This window comes from Rhodococcus sp. 24CO, from assembly GCF_050586165.1.
Taxonomy (GTDB): Bacteria; Actinomycetota; Actinomycetes; order Mycobacteriales; family Mycobacteriaceae; genus Rhodococcus_F.
The window spans coordinates 76,903-95,778 of sequence record NZ_JAZFNF010000011.1 but is presented as its reverse complement, the minus strand read 5'-3'; the positions used below and the strand labels follow the sequence as shown (position 1 = coordinate 95,778).

Annotated in this window: 18 protein-coding genes; 6 read left to right on the top strand and 12 right to left on the bottom strand. The window is 60.9% G+C overall.

What is annotated here, in order from left to right; all coding sequences use genetic code 11:
• Positions 1 to 51: 51 nt before the first annotated feature.
• Genes V2B23_RS25735 through V2B23_RS25725 form a run of 3 tightly spaced genes read right to left on the bottom strand, consistent with a single transcriptional unit; the run spans position 52 to position 3,510 of the window.
• Positions 52 to 1,419 (bottom strand): aldehyde dehydrogenase family protein, encoded by a 1,368-nt coding sequence (locus tag V2B23_RS25735; RefSeq protein ID WP_430952896.1) that lies wholly within the window; start codon positions 1,417 to 1,419, stop codon positions 52 to 54.
• A gap of 14 nt (positions 1,420 to 1,433) precedes the next feature.
• Entirely contained in the window at positions 1,434 to 2,249 is an 816-nt protein-coding gene (locus V2B23_RS25730) for an SDR family oxidoreductase (RefSeq protein ID WP_430952895.1), read from the bottom strand.
• A gap of 28 nt (positions 2,250 to 2,277) precedes the next feature.
• A complete protein-coding gene (locus V2B23_RS25725; RefSeq protein WP_430952894.1) occupies positions 2,278 to 3,510 on the bottom strand; it encodes a cytochrome P450 in 1,233 nt (410 codons plus the stop codon).
• Between the two features lie 339 nt (positions 3,511 to 3,849).
• On the opposite strand from V2B23_RS25725, the gene V2B23_RS25720 reads away from it, so the two are divergent.
• Together V2B23_RS25720 and V2B23_RS25715 are read left to right on the top strand one after the other, a co-directional pair.
• Complete coding sequence (locus V2B23_RS25720; protein WP_430952893.1) at positions 3,850 to 4,395, top strand: TetR/AcrR family transcriptional regulator; 546 nt, start codon at positions 3,850 to 3,852, stop codon at positions 4,393 to 4,395.
• Positions 4,396 to 4,447: 52 nt separating this feature from the next.
• A complete protein-coding gene (locus tag V2B23_RS25715; protein ID WP_430952892.1) occupies positions 4,448 to 5,269 on the top strand; it encodes a carboxymuconolactone decarboxylase family protein in 822 nt (273 codons plus the stop codon).
• A gap of 23 nt (positions 5,270 to 5,292) precedes the next feature.
• Here V2B23_RS25715 and V2B23_RS25710 read toward each other — a convergent pair whose 3' ends face one another.
• The gene (locus V2B23_RS25710; protein WP_430952891.1) at positions 5,293 to 5,850 is read right to left on the bottom strand and encodes a TetR/AcrR family transcriptional regulator; all 558 of its coding nucleotides are present in this window, start codon (positions 5,848 to 5,850) and stop codon (positions 5,293 to 5,295) included.
• Positions 5,851 to 5,903: 53 nt separating this feature from the next.
• Here V2B23_RS25710 and V2B23_RS25705 point away from each other — a divergent pair, with 53 nt between their 5' ends.
• Together V2B23_RS25705 and V2B23_RS25700 are read left to right on the top strand one after the other, a co-directional pair.
• Positions 5,904 to 6,872 (top strand): DMT family transporter, encoded by a 969-nt coding sequence (locus tag V2B23_RS25705; protein WP_430952890.1) that lies wholly within the window; start codon positions 5,904 to 5,906, stop codon positions 6,870 to 6,872.
• Positions 6,869 to 8,464 carry an amidohydrolase gene (locus V2B23_RS25700; protein ID WP_430952889.1) on the top strand — a complete coding sequence of 532 codons (1,596 nt, stop codon included), beginning with the start codon at positions 6,869 to 6,871 and terminating at the stop codon, positions 8,462 to 8,464. The genes V2B23_RS25705 and V2B23_RS25700 overlap by 4 nt, the downstream gene beginning before the upstream one ends.
• On the opposite strand, the gene V2B23_RS25695 is transcribed toward V2B23_RS25700, so the two are convergent.
• Positions 8,459 to 9,994, bottom strand: coding sequence for an AMP-binding protein (locus V2B23_RS25695; protein ID WP_430952888.1), 1,536 nt, complete (start codon positions 9,992 to 9,994; stop codon positions 8,459 to 8,461). The two genes, V2B23_RS25700 and V2B23_RS25695, sit on opposite strands and share 6 nt — an antisense overlap.
• Before the next feature lie 136 nt (positions 9,995 to 10,130).
• Between V2B23_RS25695 and V2B23_RS25690 the strand changes: the two genes are divergently transcribed.
• Positions 10,131 to 11,639, top strand: coding sequence for a DUF222 domain-containing protein (locus V2B23_RS25690; protein ID WP_430952887.1), 1,509 nt, complete (start codon positions 10,131 to 10,133; stop codon positions 11,637 to 11,639).
• A gap of 46 nt (positions 11,640 to 11,685) precedes the next feature.
• Entirely contained in the window at positions 11,686 to 12,465 is a 780-nt protein-coding gene (locus tag V2B23_RS25685) for a trans-aconitate 2-methyltransferase (protein ID WP_430952886.1), read from the top strand.
• Here the strand turns inward: V2B23_RS25685 and V2B23_RS25680 are convergent, their stop codons facing one another.
• The 7 genes from V2B23_RS25680 to V2B23_RS25650 form a co-directional block, all read right to left on the bottom strand.
• A complete protein-coding gene (locus tag V2B23_RS25680; RefSeq protein WP_430952885.1) occupies positions 12,466 to 13,452 on the bottom strand; it encodes a glycine betaine ABC transporter substrate-binding protein in 987 nt (328 codons plus the stop codon).
• The gene (locus V2B23_RS25675; RefSeq protein ID WP_430952954.1) at positions 13,449 to 14,165 is read right to left on the bottom strand and encodes an ABC transporter permease; all 717 of its coding nucleotides are present in this window, start codon (positions 14,163 to 14,165) and stop codon (positions 13,449 to 13,451) included. Before V2B23_RS25675 ends, V2B23_RS25680 begins: the two co-directional genes overlap by 4 nt.
• Before the next feature lie 92 nt (positions 14,166 to 14,257).
• Complete coding sequence (locus tag V2B23_RS25670; RefSeq protein WP_430952884.1) at positions 14,258 to 15,454, bottom strand: ABC transporter ATP-binding protein; 1,197 nt, start codon at positions 15,452 to 15,454, stop codon at positions 14,258 to 14,260.
• On the bottom strand, positions 15,451 to 16,098 hold the full coding sequence (locus tag V2B23_RS25665) for an ABC transporter permease (RefSeq protein ID WP_430952883.1): 648 nt from the start codon (positions 16,096 to 16,098) through the stop codon (positions 15,451 to 15,453). Before V2B23_RS25665 ends, V2B23_RS25670 begins: the two co-directional genes overlap by 4 nt.
• A gap of 268 nt (positions 16,099 to 16,366) precedes the next feature.
• Positions 16,367 to 16,822 carry a DoxX family protein gene (locus tag V2B23_RS25660; RefSeq protein ID WP_430952882.1) on the bottom strand — a complete coding sequence of 152 codons (456 nt, stop codon included), beginning with the start codon at positions 16,820 to 16,822 and terminating at the stop codon, positions 16,367 to 16,369.
• Between the two features lie 121 nt (positions 16,823 to 16,943).
• Positions 16,944 to 17,564, bottom strand: a complete 621-nt coding sequence (locus V2B23_RS25655; RefSeq protein WP_430952881.1) for a malonic semialdehyde reductase — start codon at positions 17,562 to 17,564, stop codon at positions 16,944 to 16,946.
• A gap of 101 nt (positions 17,565 to 17,665) precedes the next feature.
• Positions 17,666 to 18,868: a TetR/AcrR family transcriptional regulator gene (locus tag V2B23_RS25650; RefSeq protein WP_430952880.1), complete on the bottom strand. Its 1,203-nt coding sequence runs from the start codon at positions 18,866 to 18,868 to the stop codon at positions 17,666 to 17,668.
• Between the last annotated feature and the right edge of the window lie 8 nt (positions 18,869 to 18,876).

The following is an 18,876-nucleotide window of genomic DNA, read 5'->3' as shown; positions in this document are numbered from 1 at the left end:
CTGCTCTGCGCCTTTGTCAACCGCGGGCGGTTGACAAAGGCGCACAGTACGTTACAGCTTTACACTCACCACCCGCGTTTCCAGGAAATCGTGGACACCGGCTTCGCCGCCTTCCCGCCCGAAGCCACTGCTCTTCACTCCGCCGAAGGGAAGTTCGACTTCGAGGGCGTTGTGGGTATTGACCCACACCTGACCGGCGTCGATCTTTTCGGCAACCTCGACCGCGGCGGCTTGTTCTCCCCAGACCGATGCTCCGAGTCCGAACTCCTGGCTGTTCAGGAGGGAGACAACGTCGTCGACGTTGGTGTAGGCCACGACAGGGAATGCCAAACCGAACTGCTCGAACTTGACGATGTCGCCGGTGTCGTCGACGCCGCGCACCAGAGCGGGCTCCATGAAATAGCCGGGCAGAGTGTCTATTCGGCTTCCGCCGGTGATGTCTGCACCGTCAGCTCGGGCCTTGTCGAGCAGACCCTGCACGTACTCGAGTTGCGCAGAATTGTGCAGGGGACCGATCGTGGTGCCGGCTGCGGCCCCGTCGCCCACCACCATGGTCGACATGACGGCTTCGAATGTGGCGCAGAAGGCGTCGACCTTGTCGGCGGGCACGTACGCACGTTTGGGGGCGATACACATCTGTCCGCTGTTGAAGAAGGCGGAGTGTGCCAAAAATCCTGCGGCGTAATCGATATCTGCGCTGTCGAGGAGGATCGCGGGATCGTTGCCACCCAGCTCGAGGGTGACCGGGGTGATAGTTTCGGCGGCCTGCTTCATGATCGCCTTGCCAACCCCCGTGGATCCGGTGAACGAGACTTTGCGCACGGCAGGGTGTTCGATCAACGCTTTCCCGGTATCGGCTCCGCCGTAGACGATGTCGAGCACGCCTTCGGGAAGAATGGTCTGCAGGATGCGGACAACCTCTCCGACTACCAACGACACCGATTCGGCAGGTTTGACCAGGACTGTATTGCCCGCGGCCAGTGCGGGAGCAATCTTGGCCATCATGAGGAAGATCGGAAAGTTCCACGGCACGATAGCCGCAACGACGCCCAATGGGCGATGCTGAATTCGCGCTTCGCGTATCGGCGACGGTGGGGCCTGTGATTCGTCCGCCCAGTCGAGGCGGGCGAAGTGCGCGAGGCAGCGGGCCGAGATCCAGACTTCACCGCTCGAATCGGTGAGAGATTTACCCTGCTCCGCGGTGAGTAGGGCGGAGATCGACGGGGACTGACGCATCAATTCGTAGGAACAGGCAGCGAGTAAACCCTGCCGGGTGCTCCTCGAGGTTCGCCAGGATTGGAATGCGGACTGGGCGGCAACAGCTTTCGCATCGAGCTCGGCCGGTGTGGTGACGGCGGTGCGCCCCACTTCCTCGAGAGTCGCCGGATTGATCGAGATCAATTCGTTGTCGGTGCTCATAGTAGTTCTCCTGACTAGGCGCTGGCGGCCATCGCGGCCATGGCCGGCGCGATGTACGAACGGAAGATCATGGCGCTGAATCCGCCGTCGATCGGGATGTCTGCTCCGCTGATCCACGCCGCGTCGGAGGATGCGAGGAAGATGATGGCGTCGGCGATCTCACCTGGCCGGGCATGACGGCCTGCCCAGGTGACGGCACCGGAAATGGCCGCGTCGCCCATGGTGGCCGTGAAGTCCTTCAGGAGCGGCGTGCCGACTGTACCGGGGGAGACGGAGTTGGAACGTAGTCCGATGTGCTTGCCGTCCACGGCCAGGTTCCCCGCATTGATGATGGCGGCTTCCTTGGAGAGGTTGTAGCAGACCTCGTCGATACCGGGGAAATCTGCGAGAGATTCGAGGGCGTCGTCCCAATTATTTATGGCAAGAAAGGCATTGAGCCGGGCAAAGTTCTGCTGCCACAGGAAACCTGCCTGCGACGCGGTGGTGACCACTGCCGGGTCGACGGCGAACTTGGGTAGGAGGAGGCGCGTGAGATCGCGCGGAGCGAGTGCGTTGATCGACATGACGGTTCGCCACGGCAGTGTTGCCGCGACGCCGGCGTTGTTGATCAGCACGTCGACGGGGCCGTCGATCTGCGCGGCGATGTCCGCGACACCTGATTGGGTCGAGAGGTCGCCGATAATCATCTGGGTGATTGAGTTGTCGGCCGAGGTGACTCGGTCGACACCGATGACGCGGGCACCGAGAGCGGCGAGTTTGGTGGCGGCCTCAGCCCCGATTCCGGACGAACAACCGGTGAGGACAACGGTTTTACCGGTGAAACTGATCATGGGTGATACTCCTGACGTAAGGGGTTGATTACCAGGTGACGGGGAGTGAGAAGACTCCGTTGATGCCGGACCACGCTTTGAACTGCAATTCCTCGGGTGGGGCGGCCAGTTTCAGCGTCGGCACCCGGCGAGCGAGGGTTTCGAAGATGATCTGCAGCTCGAGACGAGCCAGTGCCTGGCCGATGCATTGATGAACGCCGTAGCCGAAAGCGAAGTGGTCACGTGCTTTTCGGTGGATGTCGAGTGCGTCCGCTCCCGGGAAGTGGGCGTCGTCGCGGTTGGCCGACAGATTGAGCGGAATGATGGCTTCGCCCGCGGGAATGGTGACGCCGCCGATCTCGATGTCCTCGGTCGACGATCGGAGGATGACAAGGTGGACGACGGTCAGGTAGCGCAGCAGTTCTTCGACGGCGTTGCGGACCAGAGTCGGGCTCTCCTGCATCTGCGCCCATTGCTCAGGGTGCTGTAGCAACGTGTACATACCGAGGGCCGTCATGTTGGTAGTGGTGTCATGCCCGGCGATGATGAGGAGGAATCCGGAGTTCTCGACGTCCATCATGGTGATGGTGCCCGCGCGTTCGGCGGCCACCAGCTGGCCGATGATGTCGTCACCCGGATCATCAAGTGCTGCGCGTTCGTTCGCGATCTTGCGGATGTACCCGCGTAGATCGTTCATGGCTGCAATGGCGCGACCCATGGCGTCAGGGTTGGTGAGGTCGTTGGCCATCAGTGCCTCGTCGGCGGCCTTGTTGAAGAACGCGCGATCCTCGGCGTGCACGCCCAGGATCCAGCTCAGAACCGTGCTCGGGATGGGGAGTGCAACGGCCTTCACGAAGTCGGTCTGGCCTTCGGGAGTAGCCAGCATCGCGTCGATGGTGCTGTCGACGAGTTCCTGCAGCGCCGGCCGGATCTTCTTCATCGCAGTGAGCGTGAAGTTCTTGGCCAGCAGGTTGCGGAAGATCTCGTGCTCAGCTCCGTCCATCCGCAAGAAAAGTCGCTGGTCTTCGGATTCGGGTGGTGCGCCGAATCGGGGATATCCAGGTTTGCGGCTGTCTGCACTGACTCGCGGATCGGACAGGATCGAGCGAACGTCGTCGTAACGGGTTACGAGCCAGGCATATTCGCCACCGAAGATCTCGACTCGCGTGATGGGGGCGTTCTCACGCAACCACTGGTACTCGGCCGGCGGGTCAATCGGAGGGCGAGGCCAGGGGAAGGGCGCGCTCGGGTGTTCGGTGACGGGGGGGACGGTACTCGTCATGGTGAATCCTTTGTCTGGGTGATAGTGGTGCGGCACTTGTGGAATGAAATCACCAGGTGCACTGCAGGATTGCCAGTCTGTGACAGCGAATGATGGAGAGGCAACAGCATGTGAAGTGGGTGCGATAACGCTGGTCTCGGTGAGTGGGACTGAGCCTGTCCGGTCGTTGAATGCGCTGGATCCGGAACTATTGACACGTGTCAAAAATGTCCATACGATGTGGTTCGGCTCACAAACTGATCGACGTGAAGGTGGATTGTGGAATCGGCTGTACAAGAGGGTGTTGATGCCGGAAGGTCGGACAAAGGTGAACTTCGGCGCGAGTCGATTCTTCGTGCTTTGGAAAACCTTTTGGAGACAACAACTCTCCGTGAACTGAATGTCCGCGATATTTCCAAGGCTGCCGGAGTAACCCGTTCGGCCTTCTACTTCTACTTCGACAACAAAGCTGCGGCAGTCAGCGAACTGAGCAAGGTGGTGGACGAAGAGGTTGCAGCAGCATCGGCAATCTACTCGGGTGGGACTGATGATCCCGCGCGGCAAGTCGGGCAGATGATCGGTGCGGTCCGTGACACGTGGATGCGCCACCCGTATTTGTTCCGGGCAATGCGCGACGCCAGATCATCGGACCCCGGGGTGGACGACCTCTGGAACCACGGGTTGGAAGGATTCGTCGAACCCGTTGCCGCAGTGATCGACTCGGAGCGGGCATCCGGCCGGGCGCCGGTTGGTGCCGACAGTCGGATGCTTGCGCTTGTTCTGTTGGAAAGCATTGCCCGCATGGGTGATCGCTACTGGATCGGTGATCAAGAGGCTGCTGATGTGGCTGCGGCGACGCAGGCACTGTGCGCGGTCTGGATGGGGTCGATTTATGGACGGGTATAGCAAGTCAACTGGCATCGACGCTGAAGAGGCGCTTTCTCGATACGCACCGGAAGTGTCAGAAGTGCTGTACCGCATGATCTTCAGTAGTGCCGGAGCCCTCGATGCGCAGGTGCGCTCAACCTGCGCCGAGGCTTTGTCGCTGTCGGCCTTGCCGTTGCCGTCGAAGTCTGGCTCCGCCCAGGGCTCGGTAGCACGCGATTTTGCCGAGCAGTTCAGCGTCGACGTATCGAATATCGACAACGATCTGCGCGCCGCGATGTTGAACGAGTTGGGTTCGCAGGCCAAGGAATTCGTGTTTGCGGTATATGTGGCGGACTGGTTTCCGCGGCTGCTGCATGCATTGGACCTGCTGTTCGGGCCGTCGACAATCGAGTCGCGGGAAACAAGGAAATGGCACGAAACAGAACTGTCGGTGGGCAGTGCAGAATTCTCGCGCAGCGTCGCGCGGTTGCGGGTTCTCGATCCGGTCACCACCGAACTGGTGCGGCTGCGCCAAGCCCGCCAACATAATTGTCGATTGTGCAAGTCTCTGAGAATGAGTTCTGCGCTGGAGGCAGGTGCCGACGAGGCACTCTTCGACGAGGTCGACAACTACCAGGACAGCGGGCTGTCGAATCGTCACAAGGCAGCTTTGGCGCTGGCTGACGCGATGGTGTGGCAACCCGGCTACATCCAGTCCGACGTCATCGATGCAGTGCGCGAGCACTTCTCGCCGGCCGAGGCCGTGGAACTGGTGTTGGATATGACCAGGAACGCAAGTTCAAAGGTGGCTGTCGCGTTCGGTTCGGATGCCCCGCACGTGGATGAGGGCGTGGAAATCTACGAGGTCGACGAGGACGGGCAGGTCACGTTCGGGTTGGGTTTCCGTGTCTAGATCCGACAGTCGTTCGTGCATACCTACATTCGACTGATTCCAGCGCAGAGAAGTTCGATCAGCCGCCGATAGGCACGATCGGGATCCGTGCCGGCGGGGTGACCTTCTTGGGATTCCAAGACGCAGAAGCCGTGCAATGCGCTTCGCAACGACCACGCTGCCTGCTCCGAGTCGTCATCACCGAGGCCGTATCCGGCGATGACTCGGTTGATGACGTCGACAACTTCTCCGACAGCGGCGACGAGGTCAGCGTGTGGAGCGGTGGGGTAGCGGTCGGTGATTGCGTACAGCCCGGGGTGGATGCGAACAAATTCGCGCCAGGCATCGGCGAGTGCCATGACGGCGTCGTCGCGGGAGAGGCCGACTGCGGCGTCGCGAAGGTGCTGGGTGAGCAGTTTCCGGGCAAGGAGACTGAGCTGGTGTTGGACGTCGTCAACGCCGTCAACGTGCTTGTAGAGAGCTGATTGCCGCACGTCGAGGGTGTCGGCTAGTTGGCTGAGAACCAGTGCGTCCGGGCCTTTGCTGTCCACAAGTTCGGCGGCGGCAGAGATGACACGTTCGCGGGTAACCGGGGTTCTCATGGCTCCATCTTCCCTTGTGGGGCAGATCTCACTGTCGGTGATACATTATCACCATGAGTGATGATGTATCTTCGGGGCTCGCCTCGGCGCGGACCGGCGACGAGCAACGCCGTCGAGATCTGCGAGTGGTTGTCTCTGGTGCATGCATTCTTGGTCTCACGTCGATCCTGTACGACCTGTCCGGAGTGTCGCCCGCAACCGGCGCGTTCTTCCGGTGCGCCTACGCATTGATTCCGCTCGGGATCCTCGTCTGGGTGCAACGACGCCGCCAACCGGGAAAGACCTCGACGGGCCCGTGGATAGTCAAGGCTGTTCTCGCCGGAGTGTTCCTGGGCATCGACCTCGTTCTGTGGCACGAGGCCATTCACTCGATCGGCGCGGGTCTGTCGACGGTGCTCTTGAATCTTCAGGTGCTCTTTGTGGCCATCCTCGGCTACGTGGTGCTACGTCAGCGCATTACGAAGGAACTGGTGACGAGCCTGCCGCTTCTCCTGGTGGGCGTGGCGTTGGTTGCGGGAATGAGTACGACGCTCACCGGAGCCAATCCTGCCGTGGGTGCGACGTTCGCGGTGATCGCTGCCGGCGCGTATGCGGTGTATATCTTCTTGATGGGATTGGCGACGAGAGCTGCGGGACGGACTGCATTGCCAATGCTCGTTTCCACGATCGCTACCGGACTTACATCCGGCTTGATCGGAATTGCCACCGGAACTCTTGATCTTGCACCACCTTTACCTGCTCAAGGTTGGCTCATCCTGCTGGCCTTGGTTTCTCAAGTGGTGGGGTGGCTATTGGTGGCAAGTGCAAGCCAGCGGTTGCCCGCTGGTTCCGTTGCCGCCAGCCTGGTGCTGCAATCGGCGTCGGCGTTACTGTTCGGTGCTTTTCTACTTTCTCAGATCCCCAGCGTCGTGCAGATTGTCGGTGCGGTGCTGATTCTTGCCGGAGTGGTTGTCGCGACGCGGCAGCCTGCAGTGAAAACGCCGACAGCCGTTGTCGGTGAACGAATGGAGACACGAGCATGACCGTGACGGCCGACCGCATCTACATCAACGGCGACATCAAGACCATGGACGGATCGAGCACAGTTGCGCCGACGGCTATGGCAAGCAAGGACGGCAGATTTGTCGCCGTCGGATCCGACGCCGAGATCACGGCGCTCGCCGGTCCTGGTGTGGAGATCGTGGATCTCGATGGAGCGGTGGTAGTTCCGGGATTCATCGAAACTCATCTGCACCCAATGATGTGGGGTTTGATGCTCGGCGATGTCGAGGCCACGACGGGCGCGTGCCCCACGATCGACGCGGTTGTTGCTGCTTTGGCAGCGCGCGCGGAAACGACACCGCCTGGTGAGGCTATTGCGGCGTGGGGATTCGACGACAGTCTTGTGGCTGAGGATCGCGGATTGACGACGGCAGATCTCGACCGCGCGTCGACGCAGCATCCGATTTTAGTGCGCCACCTGTCGGCTCACGGAATCTACGTCAACTCGCTTGCCCTGGAAATGGCTGGGATCACCTCGGAGACAACCGACCCCGAGGGCGGCGTCATCATCCGCGATGCTGACGGGGCACCTACCGGTGAGCTGTGCGAAATTCCGGCAATGTCGTTGGTGCACCACCTGGCTCCGGACATGGACCCGGGTGCCTCCAAGCTGGCGTTACTGCGAGCGCAAGACGTGATGGCGTCCGTAGGTGTAACCAGCTTTCACGACATGTACGTCACCTCGGAGATGTACGACGCCTACCGTGAGCTCGACGACGAGGGCGAACTGCGCCTGCGTGCGCGTCTGTACTTGGGTCATGGTGTGCATGATCAGTTGGGTGAACTAGCCGATTCGACCAGCCATGTAGCGGTGGGCGGCGTGAAACTGATTTCGGACGGGTCCATTCAGTTGCACACTGCGGCGCTGAGCGAGCCCTATCACGATTTGGGTGGATGTCATTGTGGTGGAATGGCAATCCCGTCGGGCACGCTCGATGCTCTGGTGAGCGAGCATCACGGCGCGGGACGGCAGGTAGCGATTCACACCAACGGTGATCAGGCTATCGACCATGCGCTCGACGCCATTGCCCTGGCCAAGGCCGCGTACCCTGACATCGACATCGCGCACCGGCTCGAACACGTACAGACGCTGCGTGAGGATCAAATTCAGCGAATGGTCGACGTGGGTGTTGTCGCATCGATTTTCGTCAATCACGTCTACTACTGGGGCGATCGTCACCGTGACCGTTTTCTCGGCCCCGGCCGAGGCGAACGAATCAGCCCGGTGGCGTCGGTGGTGGCTGCCGGACTTCCCTACGGTCTGCATTGTGATTGCCCGGTGACTCCGGTGAATCCGCTCTTCACGATGAATACCGCTGTCCATCGGCTGACGCGTGAGGGACATGTTCTTGGTGCGCAGCAACGTGTGAGCACGCGTGATGCTTTGTCCGGCTACACACATGCGGCCGCACGCATCACCGGTGAAGAGGCGGACAAGGGCCGAATCGCAGCAGGTCTGCTGGCGGATTTTGTTGTCCTTGACGGAGATCCGTTGGTCGATGACACTGTCGATCTGGCGGCACTTCGGGTACTGCGGACTGTTGTGGGCGGAGAAACGATCTTCGAGCTATAAAAGCGTGTTCTGGCCTCTCTCGGCTGCGATCCGCAGGTCGCGCTTGAGGACCTTTCCGGCAGCAGAGAGGGGTAGAGCGTCGACGAACTGCATCGAGCGGGGTGCCTTGTATCCGGAGACAAGCGATTTCACGTGATCACGAAGTTCCTCGAACTCGACGTGAACCCCGGGATGCAGGACCACCACGGCATGAACTCGCTCGCCCCACTTCGGATCGCGCACTCCCACAACGGAACACGCAGCGACAGCAGAATGCCTGGCCAGAGCGTTCTCCACCTCCGTGGAATAGACGTTCTCGCCTCCGGTGATGATCATGTCCTTGATCCGGTCGACGATGAACAGATAACCGCGTTCGTCGAGGTATCCCGCGTCTCCGGTGTGCATCCAGCCGCCGGCGAGAGCCTCTGCCGTCTCGGCGGGAAGATTCCGGTAGCCGAGCATCAGATGGTCACCGCGAGTGACTATTTCGCCGACAGTTCCGGTTGGTACTTCGTTTCCGGCGGGATCGACGATCCGCACTTCGCAATGAGGCAGTGCACGACCGGCAGAGCGAAGCAGTTCACCGCCTTTCAGGTGATCGGCGGCGCTCAAGACAGTGATGTGCGCGGTCTCGGTCATCCCGTAACCTTGGGTGAAACCGCTGTGCGGAAACACCTGCATGGCGCGTTCGAGCAGCGCCGGTGAAATGGGGGAGGCGCCGTACCTGACCACTTGGACACTGGAGCGGTCGTAGGAATCGAGATCGTCTGCGGCAACCAACATGTGAAGCATCGTCGGTACGACGCCCACCGTGGTGGGCCGATGTCGGTCGATCGCCTCGAGCATGGCCTCGGCCGAGAACACCGGTAGGAATACCTGCGTGCCACCCATCAGGTTCTGCGCCATCCAGCTCGCGATGCCGGCGATATGGAACAGTGGATTCGCAAGCAGATTCACGCCGTCGGCGATTGCAGGTTTGCCGGCGGCCAGCGTTCCCAGCGTCGACGTCATGAGGCCCCTGTGGCTGACCATCACACCTTTGGAACGGCCAGTCGTTCCACCTGTGTAGAGGAGGAGTGCAACGGCGTCGTCGCCGACCCGAAGATCGGGGACAGGTTCCGATTCGGTGATGAGTCCGTCGTAGTCGATCATTCCGGTGGGGGCTGCTCCCGAGCCGGCGTACACGACGCGGCCCAGGGCGGGGCAGAGTTTGCGGAGTTCGGGAACCAGTGGGGCGGAATTCTCGTCGACGATCAGAATCGTGGATCCGGAATCCTCCAGGGCATAGGCAATTTCGGGCGCAGTCCACCGTGAGTTGAGCGGGCTGACCGTCGCACCTGACCACCAGCCGGCCAAGATCGTTTCGTGACAGCGATCCGAATTGAGCGACAGAAGCGAGACGCAGTCGCCCGTACCGGTGCCCAGTCCGTTCGCGAGTCGCGCCACACGGTCAGCGGACTCGGTGGTGCTGAAGGTTCGATCGCCGAACACTGTCATGGGGCGCCTCGGCGATTCGCGCAGGGCCCGATGAATGAACTGGGTCAAGAACATGACTGTCCCTTCGGCGGCAGTGAATCAACGACTCCGACATCATCGCATCAGGCACCCACTGAGCGATTTTTCGGACTATTCCGACTGATTTCGGATAGCTGTTCCATTCGAACAGGGTTTCGATTACGGTGGGGGGATGTTCGATTCGGGGGTGGGAAGTTTCGGTATCTCAGCGCAGCTGAGTGGTACCGAAACCGATTGCGCCCTCATCGATCTCATGAGTGAGTTGCATTCATGTGAAGCGATGCTGGTCGAGCGGAAACTGGCCGTGGTTGCGGAGTTTTTCACTCGCCGTAGTGCTGAGCATGTCGAGGGCGGTACGTGGTCGTCGTCGGCGTACGAGTTGGCCGAATCGGAGGTCGGCGCGGTGTTGACGATGGGGCGGGCTGCGGCGGGGAAGCTCATCGGGTTGGGTTTTGCTTTGAAGACGCGGTTGCATCGCACGCGGGCAGCGATGGCCCGCGGTGAACTCGACTCCTACCGGGTCGGGTTGATCGAGTCGGCGACCGCGAATGTCGGTGACGAGTTGATCGACGAAGTAGAGCGTTTGCTGCTCGAGCAGGTTCTCGCCCCAGCAGTGGACGGTGGTGTCGGGTTGACGGGTCGTCGGTTGACGGCGGCGATCGACCGGATCGTGGCCCGGGTTGATCCGGAGGGGATGCGGGAGCACCGACGCCGGGCCTTGGCGGATCGGTTTGTCGGGGTCAGTGCCGCCGAAGACGGTATGGCCCGCATTTTGGGCAGTATTCCGGCGGAGCAGGCTCGTGCGTTCGACGGCCGGTTGCGGGAGTTGGCGATGTCGGTGTGCCGCCATGATTCGCGTACGTATGAGCAGCGCCGCGCTGATTCGTTGGGCGCTTTGGTGAGTGGTTCGACGGTGTTGGTGTGCGACTGCGACCGGGATGATTGCCCGCAGGACCGCAGCGGCATGGTGATCATTCGCCGGCCACTCGTGCATGTCGTGATCAACGAATCCGCACTAACCGCAGGCTCGAATGAACCCGCCCACCTCGACGGGTACGGGGTGATTAGCGCCGAGCATGCCCGCGACATCGCGAAAGACGCAGACGTTCGGGAGGTACGGGTGCCAGAAACACCTGTGCCCGCGTCGGCGACGGTCTACCGCCCCGGCGCGGCACTCGATACGTGGCTGCGGGTCATTGCGGGAAGCTGCCAGTGGCCGCACTGCGATGTCCCCGCCTGGAATTGCGACCTCGACCACAACGTTCCTTTCAACCACACCGACCCCACACAGGGTGGGAAGACGGTTGCGTCGAATCTGAGTGCGTTCTGCCGCAACCATCACCGCCTCAAGCACTCCGGAAAGTGGCGGCTCGCCCCGAACCTGGATCGCAGCATCACCCTGACTTCGCAGACCGGTCACTGCTACCGCACCAGAGATGCCGGACTACTCACCGGCCAACAGGAACCACCGCTACCGGAAGGCGGAACCCGGCGACGAACACGTTTGGAAAACAAAGCTGCCCGCATCCGAAGTGAACGCAAACATCAACAAGCAAAGATCCGGCACCGCACAGCGAAACACGCGGAACGGAAACGACGGCAAACCTTCCCGATCTCCACACCCCGCCAGCCCAGGCCCCGAGAAATCATCGACTACGGCAACGACCCACCCCCATTCTGAGGCGTCACAGCCTCCACGAACTTGCCACGACAGGCAGAATGAGCACATGCGCAGTGTTACGTGGAACCCGGAAATCTACGGTCGATACGCCGACGAACGCTCACGCCCCTATATCGACTTGACGTCGCGGATAGCGGCGCAGTCGCCGGCGCGAGTTGCGGACCTCGGATGCGGATCAGGTTCATTGACCGGGCTACTCGGTGAGCGTTGGCCGGATGCTGGGGTGGTGGGGACTGATTCGTCGCCGGAGATGGTGGCACAGGCGCCCACCGATCTGCCAGGGAACGTCACCATCACGCTGCAGGACATCAACGAGTTCGACGCCACCGGCTATGACGTCATTGTGAGTAATGCTGCATTGCAATGGGTTCCGAACCATCGCGAGCTGATCGACAGATGGGCCGATGCGATGGCGCCCGGGTCGTGGATTGCGTGGCAGGTTCCCGGCAACTTCGATGCCCCGTCGCACGCTTTGATGCGTGAACTTGCCGAGTCGCCCACGTGGCGTGATCGTGTGGGTGGAGTTTTGCGTGGACCGGAGGGTGTTGACGACCCGGCGCACTACGCAGCCAGATTGCACGCTCACGGGTTCGACGTCGACGCCTGGGAAACCACGTACATCCACGTGCTGACTGGCGAGGACCCTGTGCTGGGCTGGGTTCGGGGGACAGGCCTGCGTCCGGTGCTTGATGTGCTGAGTGAAGCTGACTCACTCGAGTTCGAACAGGAGTACTCGGCGAGGCTCCGCGAGGCCTATCCCTCTACGGCAGCGGGCACACTGTTTCCGTTCCGACGAGTCTTCTGCGTGGGACGAAAGAACGAGTGACTAATCCGCTGTCACAAACCCTTCCGCCACCATCCAGTCTCGGGCAACTTCTGCGGGTTCCTTGCCGTCGACGTCCACTTGGCGGTTCAGTTCGGTCATCACCTCGTCGGTGAGACGAGCTGAAATCGGTGCCATGACCTCCGCTACCTGCGGATGATCCTCGGCAAAGCTCGCACGCATGACAAGCGCCGGATTGTATTTGGGGAAGAAGGACAGATCGTCCTCGAGTAGCTGGAGGTCGAGGGCGATGATGCGTCCGTCGGTGGTGAATACCTCGCCGAACTTGCACTGATCACCGTCGGCTGTCGCCTGGTAGATGATGCCGGTCTGCAAGATCTGGCGCTGTGCACGTGAAGCATCGAATCCGTATTTTGCTGCGAGACCGGGGTATCCGTCTTGGCGGACGTTGAACTCGGTCTCGACACACGTCACAGCAGCACCGGGATCGGATTGGACCAACTTCGCGTAGTCGGAGACCGTCTTGACGCCGGTCTTCTCTGCCGTCTCCTTGCTCATCGCCAAGGCATACGTATTGTTCATCGGCGCCGGGTCGGTCCAGACCATGTCGTTCGCAGCCAGATCCGCATCGCGTACCGCCTCGAATTGTGCCTGCGAATCGGGTAGCGGGGTCTCGTTGCCGAGGTAGTTGATCCACCCGGTGCCCGTGTACTCGTAGGCAAGATCGATCTGCCCGTTGAGTTGTGCGTCGCGGGTGCTGTTGGAGCCCTGGATATTCGTGAGGTCGCGAACTTCGGCGCCTGCCGCAGACATCGCGAATTCGATGATGTATCCCAGGATTATCTGTTCGGTGAAGTCTTTGGAACCGACGGTGATCTTCACACCTTCTAGTTCCGGAACGGGCTGGATACTTCCCGGCCCAACCGCGAGGGGTAGTGCGCCGCCGGATTCCAAACCACACGACGCCACAAGGGCAAAACCGAGTGCGGCTGCGGTAATTTTCCAACCGCGCGTGCGTCGCCGATTCATCGCAATCCCTTTGGCCCGAGGAACTGTTCGGCTAGTGCGCCCAACCAGTCGATGAGCAGAGCGAGCGATACCGCAAGCACAGCGCCTACTACCAGCGTCACGTTGTCGCGCAGTTTGTACCCGGTGTCGATCATGATCCCCAGTCCGCCGGCACTGACCAGGAAACACAGTGTTGCTGTTCCTACGGCAAGAACCAATGAAGTACGAAGGCCGGCAAGGATATAGGGAACTGCCATCGGGAATTCGAGCTGCCGCAAAATGGTGAGTGTCGACATTCCTTGGCCGCGCCCGGCGTCGATCAGCGTCTCGTCCACCTGCTGATAGCCGAGAATCGTGTTGCGCAGCACCGGAAGCAACGAATAGAACGCGATGGGGAATACACCGATCCAGAATCCTGTGGTGCGAGTGGCGAGATAGAACAGGACAAGTAGGCCGATAGCCGGGGCGGCTGCGCCGATGTTGGCTATTCCCACGAAGAACGGCGCCAGGCGGGTGAATCTCGGTCTGGTCAGCAGCGTGCCGAGTGGTACAGCCACCGCCACGACGATGATGACCACTGCGGCCGTGAGCAAGATGTGCTGCCACGTGAGCGTCGTAATGTTGTCGACGTTGATACTGGCTTTCTGCGTTGCGTTGAGATCGCGGCTGAAGGCCCAGACCAGTACTCCGACTACAAGTATCAGTACGACCACCGGTTGGACCAGTAGCCGCATTCTTTCGGCTCTGCGGGTGGAGGCATTTTCGGCGGCACCGAGATCCGCGGCGTCAGCAGCGGGTGGCGCAGCCAGGTCCTCCGTCGACGCGCTCACTCCGGAACATCCTCGTCGTGATCGTGCGCGTGTTCTTCACGCATCTCCGAAAGATGGCTGACCAGTGTGTCGATGGTGATGAGACCGACGTATTCGCCGCGCCGGCCGGTGACTACCGTCGACGCATTGCTTTCGGCAAGCAGCGCTTCGAGTGCATCTTGCAGTGTCGACTGAACGGACACGGCCTCCCCGATTTCGTTGCCAACGCCGCGCAGCGACGACGCGTGCGCCAGATGCGACGGTGAAACCCAGCGGAGCGGGCGTCCGCGCTGATCGAGAATGAGGGCCCACTTCCACTTGCGTGCTGCGAGTGAACTTCTCAGCTCGTCTACTGAGTCGCTCTCCCGCGCGGTGAGGCATTGCTTGAGTTTGATCTGCCGCACCCGCGTCAACGTCAGCTGTTTGAGGGAGGCGTCGGCGCCGACGAAGCCCGCGACCATGTCATTGGCCGGATTGGCGAGGATAGCTTCGGGAGTGTCGTACTGCATGATCGTGGATTGGTTTCCCAGCACGGCAATTCGATCGCCGAGTTTGACTGCTTCGTTGAAATCGTGGGTGACGAATACGATTGTCTTCCCGAGTTCCGTTTGCAGTCGCATCAACTCGTCCTGCAGTAGCCCACGCGTGATGGGGTCGACAGCTCCGAAGGGTTCGTCCATCAGCAAGATGGGGGGATCGGCAGCAAGCGCCCTCGCTACTCCGACACGTTGTTGCTGACCTCCGGAAAGTTGCCGGGGATAGCGGTCTCGGTACGTATCCGGGTCCAGCCCCACGAGATCGAGCATCTCGTCGGTGCGGGCCGCAATCCGTTTCTTGTCCCAACCGATCAATCCCGGGACCGTCGCCACGTTCTTGGCGATCGTGAAGTGTGGAAACAGCCCGGCCTGCTGGATCGAGTAGCCGATGCCGCGTCGTAGCTTGTCGGGGTCGATCGACAAAGCATCCTTGCCGTCGATGGTGATCTTGCCGGACGTGGGTTCGATGAGGCGGTTGATCATGCGCATCGTTGTGGTCTTGCCGCAGCCGGAAGGGCCGACGAAGACCACGATCTCACCTGCAGGAACCGTGAGAGATACGTTGTCGACCGCCGCGTCTTTCTGCCCCGGGTATCGCTTGGTCACGGATTCCAGGACGATTTCGACTCCGGAAACCGTGGGATCGCTGGTGACGTCGTGTGGGATGGTTTCAGTCACTGGAGACCCTTCGAGGTTGTGAGCCGACCGATGACGACATAGATGGCGTCGAGTATCAGAGCGAGAATGACGATGAGTACCGTGCCGGTCAGTGCTTGCGGAACAGCGGTGGGGCTGCCGACGCGAGATAGTCCGGAAAAGATCAAGTTGCCCAGACCTGGGCCTTTTGCGTACGCCGCGATAGCCAGGATGCCCATGAGCATCTGAGTGCTGACCCGCATCCCGGTCAGGATCGACGGCCACGCGAGAGGCAGTTCGATGCGGCTGAGTACGCGCAGTCGATTCATACCGACGCCGCGTGCGGCATCGGTGATGGCCGGATTCACCGAGTCGAGACCGATGATGGTGTTTCTGATGATCGGAAGTAGCGCATAGAGGATCAATGCGGTGATGGTCGGCGCGACACCCAAACCGAGAATCGGAATGAGAAGTCCGAGAAGAGCGAACGACGGAACCGTCAAGATCGTGCTGGCCAGCGCTGTTGCCACTGATGAACCAATAGGACTGCGATACACGAGAATTCCGATGGCGACCGCGGCAATGGTTGCAATAAGCACCGACTGAATGACGGCCGAGACATGGAGATACGAATCGGTCAATAACTGTTGTCGTCGTTCAACGACAAATTCCCACAGTGCGCCCATTTTCCGAACCGACCCTCTTTCGGACTGTTGCTGACTCGAACGTGTACCCGTCCCGCAGTTCGGATACACAGGCGTCGTTCGAGTCGTGAAGTGTTTACGTCGACCCTCGTCCAAAAAGCTCAGTACTGCAACTATTTCCGATAGCTGCGTGTCGGATGTTGTTCAGCAGACGAAACAGCCGGCGTCACCTGCAGGTATATGCGGTGTGACGCCGACTGTTTGGCAATCGTCGGTTCGAGTCGGATTGTGGCTCGGGATAAATGACGGACTAGGGGCTGGAAGTGCCTACTGCAACTGGCTCGTCCGCCACTTCGCTGGAGCTAGCCTTGCCTCGTCTGAGGTTGTCCAAAGCAGCAGCGCCCGGCCCGATGAAGACCAGCAGGAGTAGGGACCAGCAGAACAGGACAACCGAGTCTCCCTCATTCTGGATGGGTAGCAAGCCGTCGGGCTGATGCTTCCAGAAGTAGGCAACAGCCATGGAGCCTGACGCGATGAAAGCCGCTGAGCGAGTGCCGAGTCCGACGATGATCAAAGTGCCGGCGACAAGCTCGATCGTGGCAGCCCAGCCACCGGGCCAGTCTGTCCACGACGATGTGTTGCCGCCCCATGGGGCTACCGGCCATCCGGTCAGTGTCGACAGGCCATGGCAGAGAAACAGGAAGCCGACAACGATGCGGAATGCTGCGATGCCCCATGGCGCCGCCGTGCTGGATATGTTTTTCACCGGAGGAGCATGACACATCCGAGTATGGTTTGCCTACCCTAATAACTGGACGAATGTCCGAGGGCTTTCCGTTGGGTGCTAGATCGAAAAGTGCGGAAAGGTAGCTGGGGCAATGTCCGACTCAGGCCCAGCTGAGGGCATCCTCGTTGGAGAGGCGCGGTAGGCGATCGAACCACGGGTTCTCGCCGGGATGGCCGATGTTGACCACCAGGATGGTCTTGAAGCGTCCGTCGGCGAAGAACTCGCCGTCGATGCCTTTGGCGTCGAACCCGGCCATCGGGCCGGCGACCAGGCCCTGTGCCCGGATCGCGAGGATCACGTAACCGGCCTGCAGCGCGGCGTTGAACTTGCTGCTCGATGTGGCAGCGGCGTCGTCGGACTCGAAGTAGTCCTTCATCTCGGGGCGGATGGGGAACAGTGCCGGAATGTGCTCGTAGAACTTAGTGTCGACGGCAAGAACAGCGACGACGGGCGCCGATGCGGTCTTGGCTTTGTTGCCGTCGGACATGTGCTCTACGAGGCGGGCTTTGCCCTCCTCTGTACGTACGAACAGCACGCGCAGTGGATTGGTGTTGGCCGCGGTCGGTGCCCATTTCGCGAGCTCCCAGATCGCAGTCAGTTCGTCGTCGGTGACCGGTTCGTTGGAGAAGGAGTTGGCCGTGCGGGCCGCTGTGAAGAGCAGTTCACGGCCGGCTGCGTCCAGCTGCTGTGCGGTAAATGGGGTGGCTGCGTCGAGTGACATCGGTGGTTCCGTTTCCGTTGTAGCTCGCCCGAGCATCACCCGGTAAAGCTAGTTGCTAGTAAAAAGAAAGTACTTGGATACGGTAGCACCAGACGTAGGGTTCAGCGTTGGGTGGCGAGAATCCTCACCGCCAGATCCTCGATCGCGCACTGTCGTGATTCGAGTCGTACGCGCGTGAGGTCGTTGATCATGCTGATGGTTGCCAGCACCGTCGCCCGTGCATCCGCGGTTTCGTTACCGAGTAGGTGTACCCACTCGTCGATGTACTCGCGTTGTGCAATGTGCGTCGAGGCCTGCGCTTCTTCCGGCAAGTTCGCCGTTTCTTCGATGAGGATGGCAATCGCGCTGTCAGGTGAGATCACCGAATTGGTGTACGAATGTACGACGCGGGCAATCGCGTCTTCCCGTGAGTCTGCGTTCCTCAAAGCCTGAACCAGACCGAGCCGGAGTGTTTCGTTTCCGCGGCCCAGAATTGCTTGCAACACTTCGGCTTTACTTCCGAAATGGGTGTAGATGCTCGAGCTCGGAACACCGGCGGCGCTGCCGATGTCATCCATCGTGACCGACCGGTAGCCGCGTTGATCGAACAGCGTGATTGCGGCGCCCATCAAACTTTCGCGACGCGAGGTGTGGCTGAAGTTCGAAGTCGGCTGCGGCGGTGCCGCCGGCTCCTCGGGAAGGACAGGAGCGGTACGAACGACATCGAACAACCTGGCCAGCAGAGCCTCGAAGCGCTTTCGAGGAAGGGTCGTTCGGTGTCGAGCGGGGCTGAACGCGATACTGGTGAGTGCCCACCCCAGCACGACTGAATCGGGAACCGACAGGTCGGGACGCTCGTATCGAAGGGCGTCTGCGACCCGGTTCGTGACTTCCCGCACTCCGGCGCGAGCCTCCGCTCTGCGCTCGGGGGTCAGATTACGGGCCTCCTGATCGAAGAGGAGGCTACGGAAGTTGTTGTCGAGGCCGTATCGAACCAGCGCCGTGAAGACCACTTTGGAATCGGTTCGATCGACCTCGTCGAGGACCGCGAGAATCGAAGACGAGCCGTCGAGCATCGCCTGCGCGAGGAGTTCCTGTTTGTTCGGGAAGTGGCGGTACAGCGCGCCTGCGGTGATACCCACCGCAGACGCGATGCCTTCCATGCTGACGTTGTGGTACCCCGAGCGGCCGAACTGTTCACGAGCCACGGTGATGATCTGCGCCTTGCGGTTGCGTGGGCGCAGCGTCTTCTTCGGGGTCGTTTTCGGCGCGGCCGGCCGGTCCGGCGAGGCCGCAGGTGTGCCGTCCGATGTATCGATCGTCATGGGGCCCT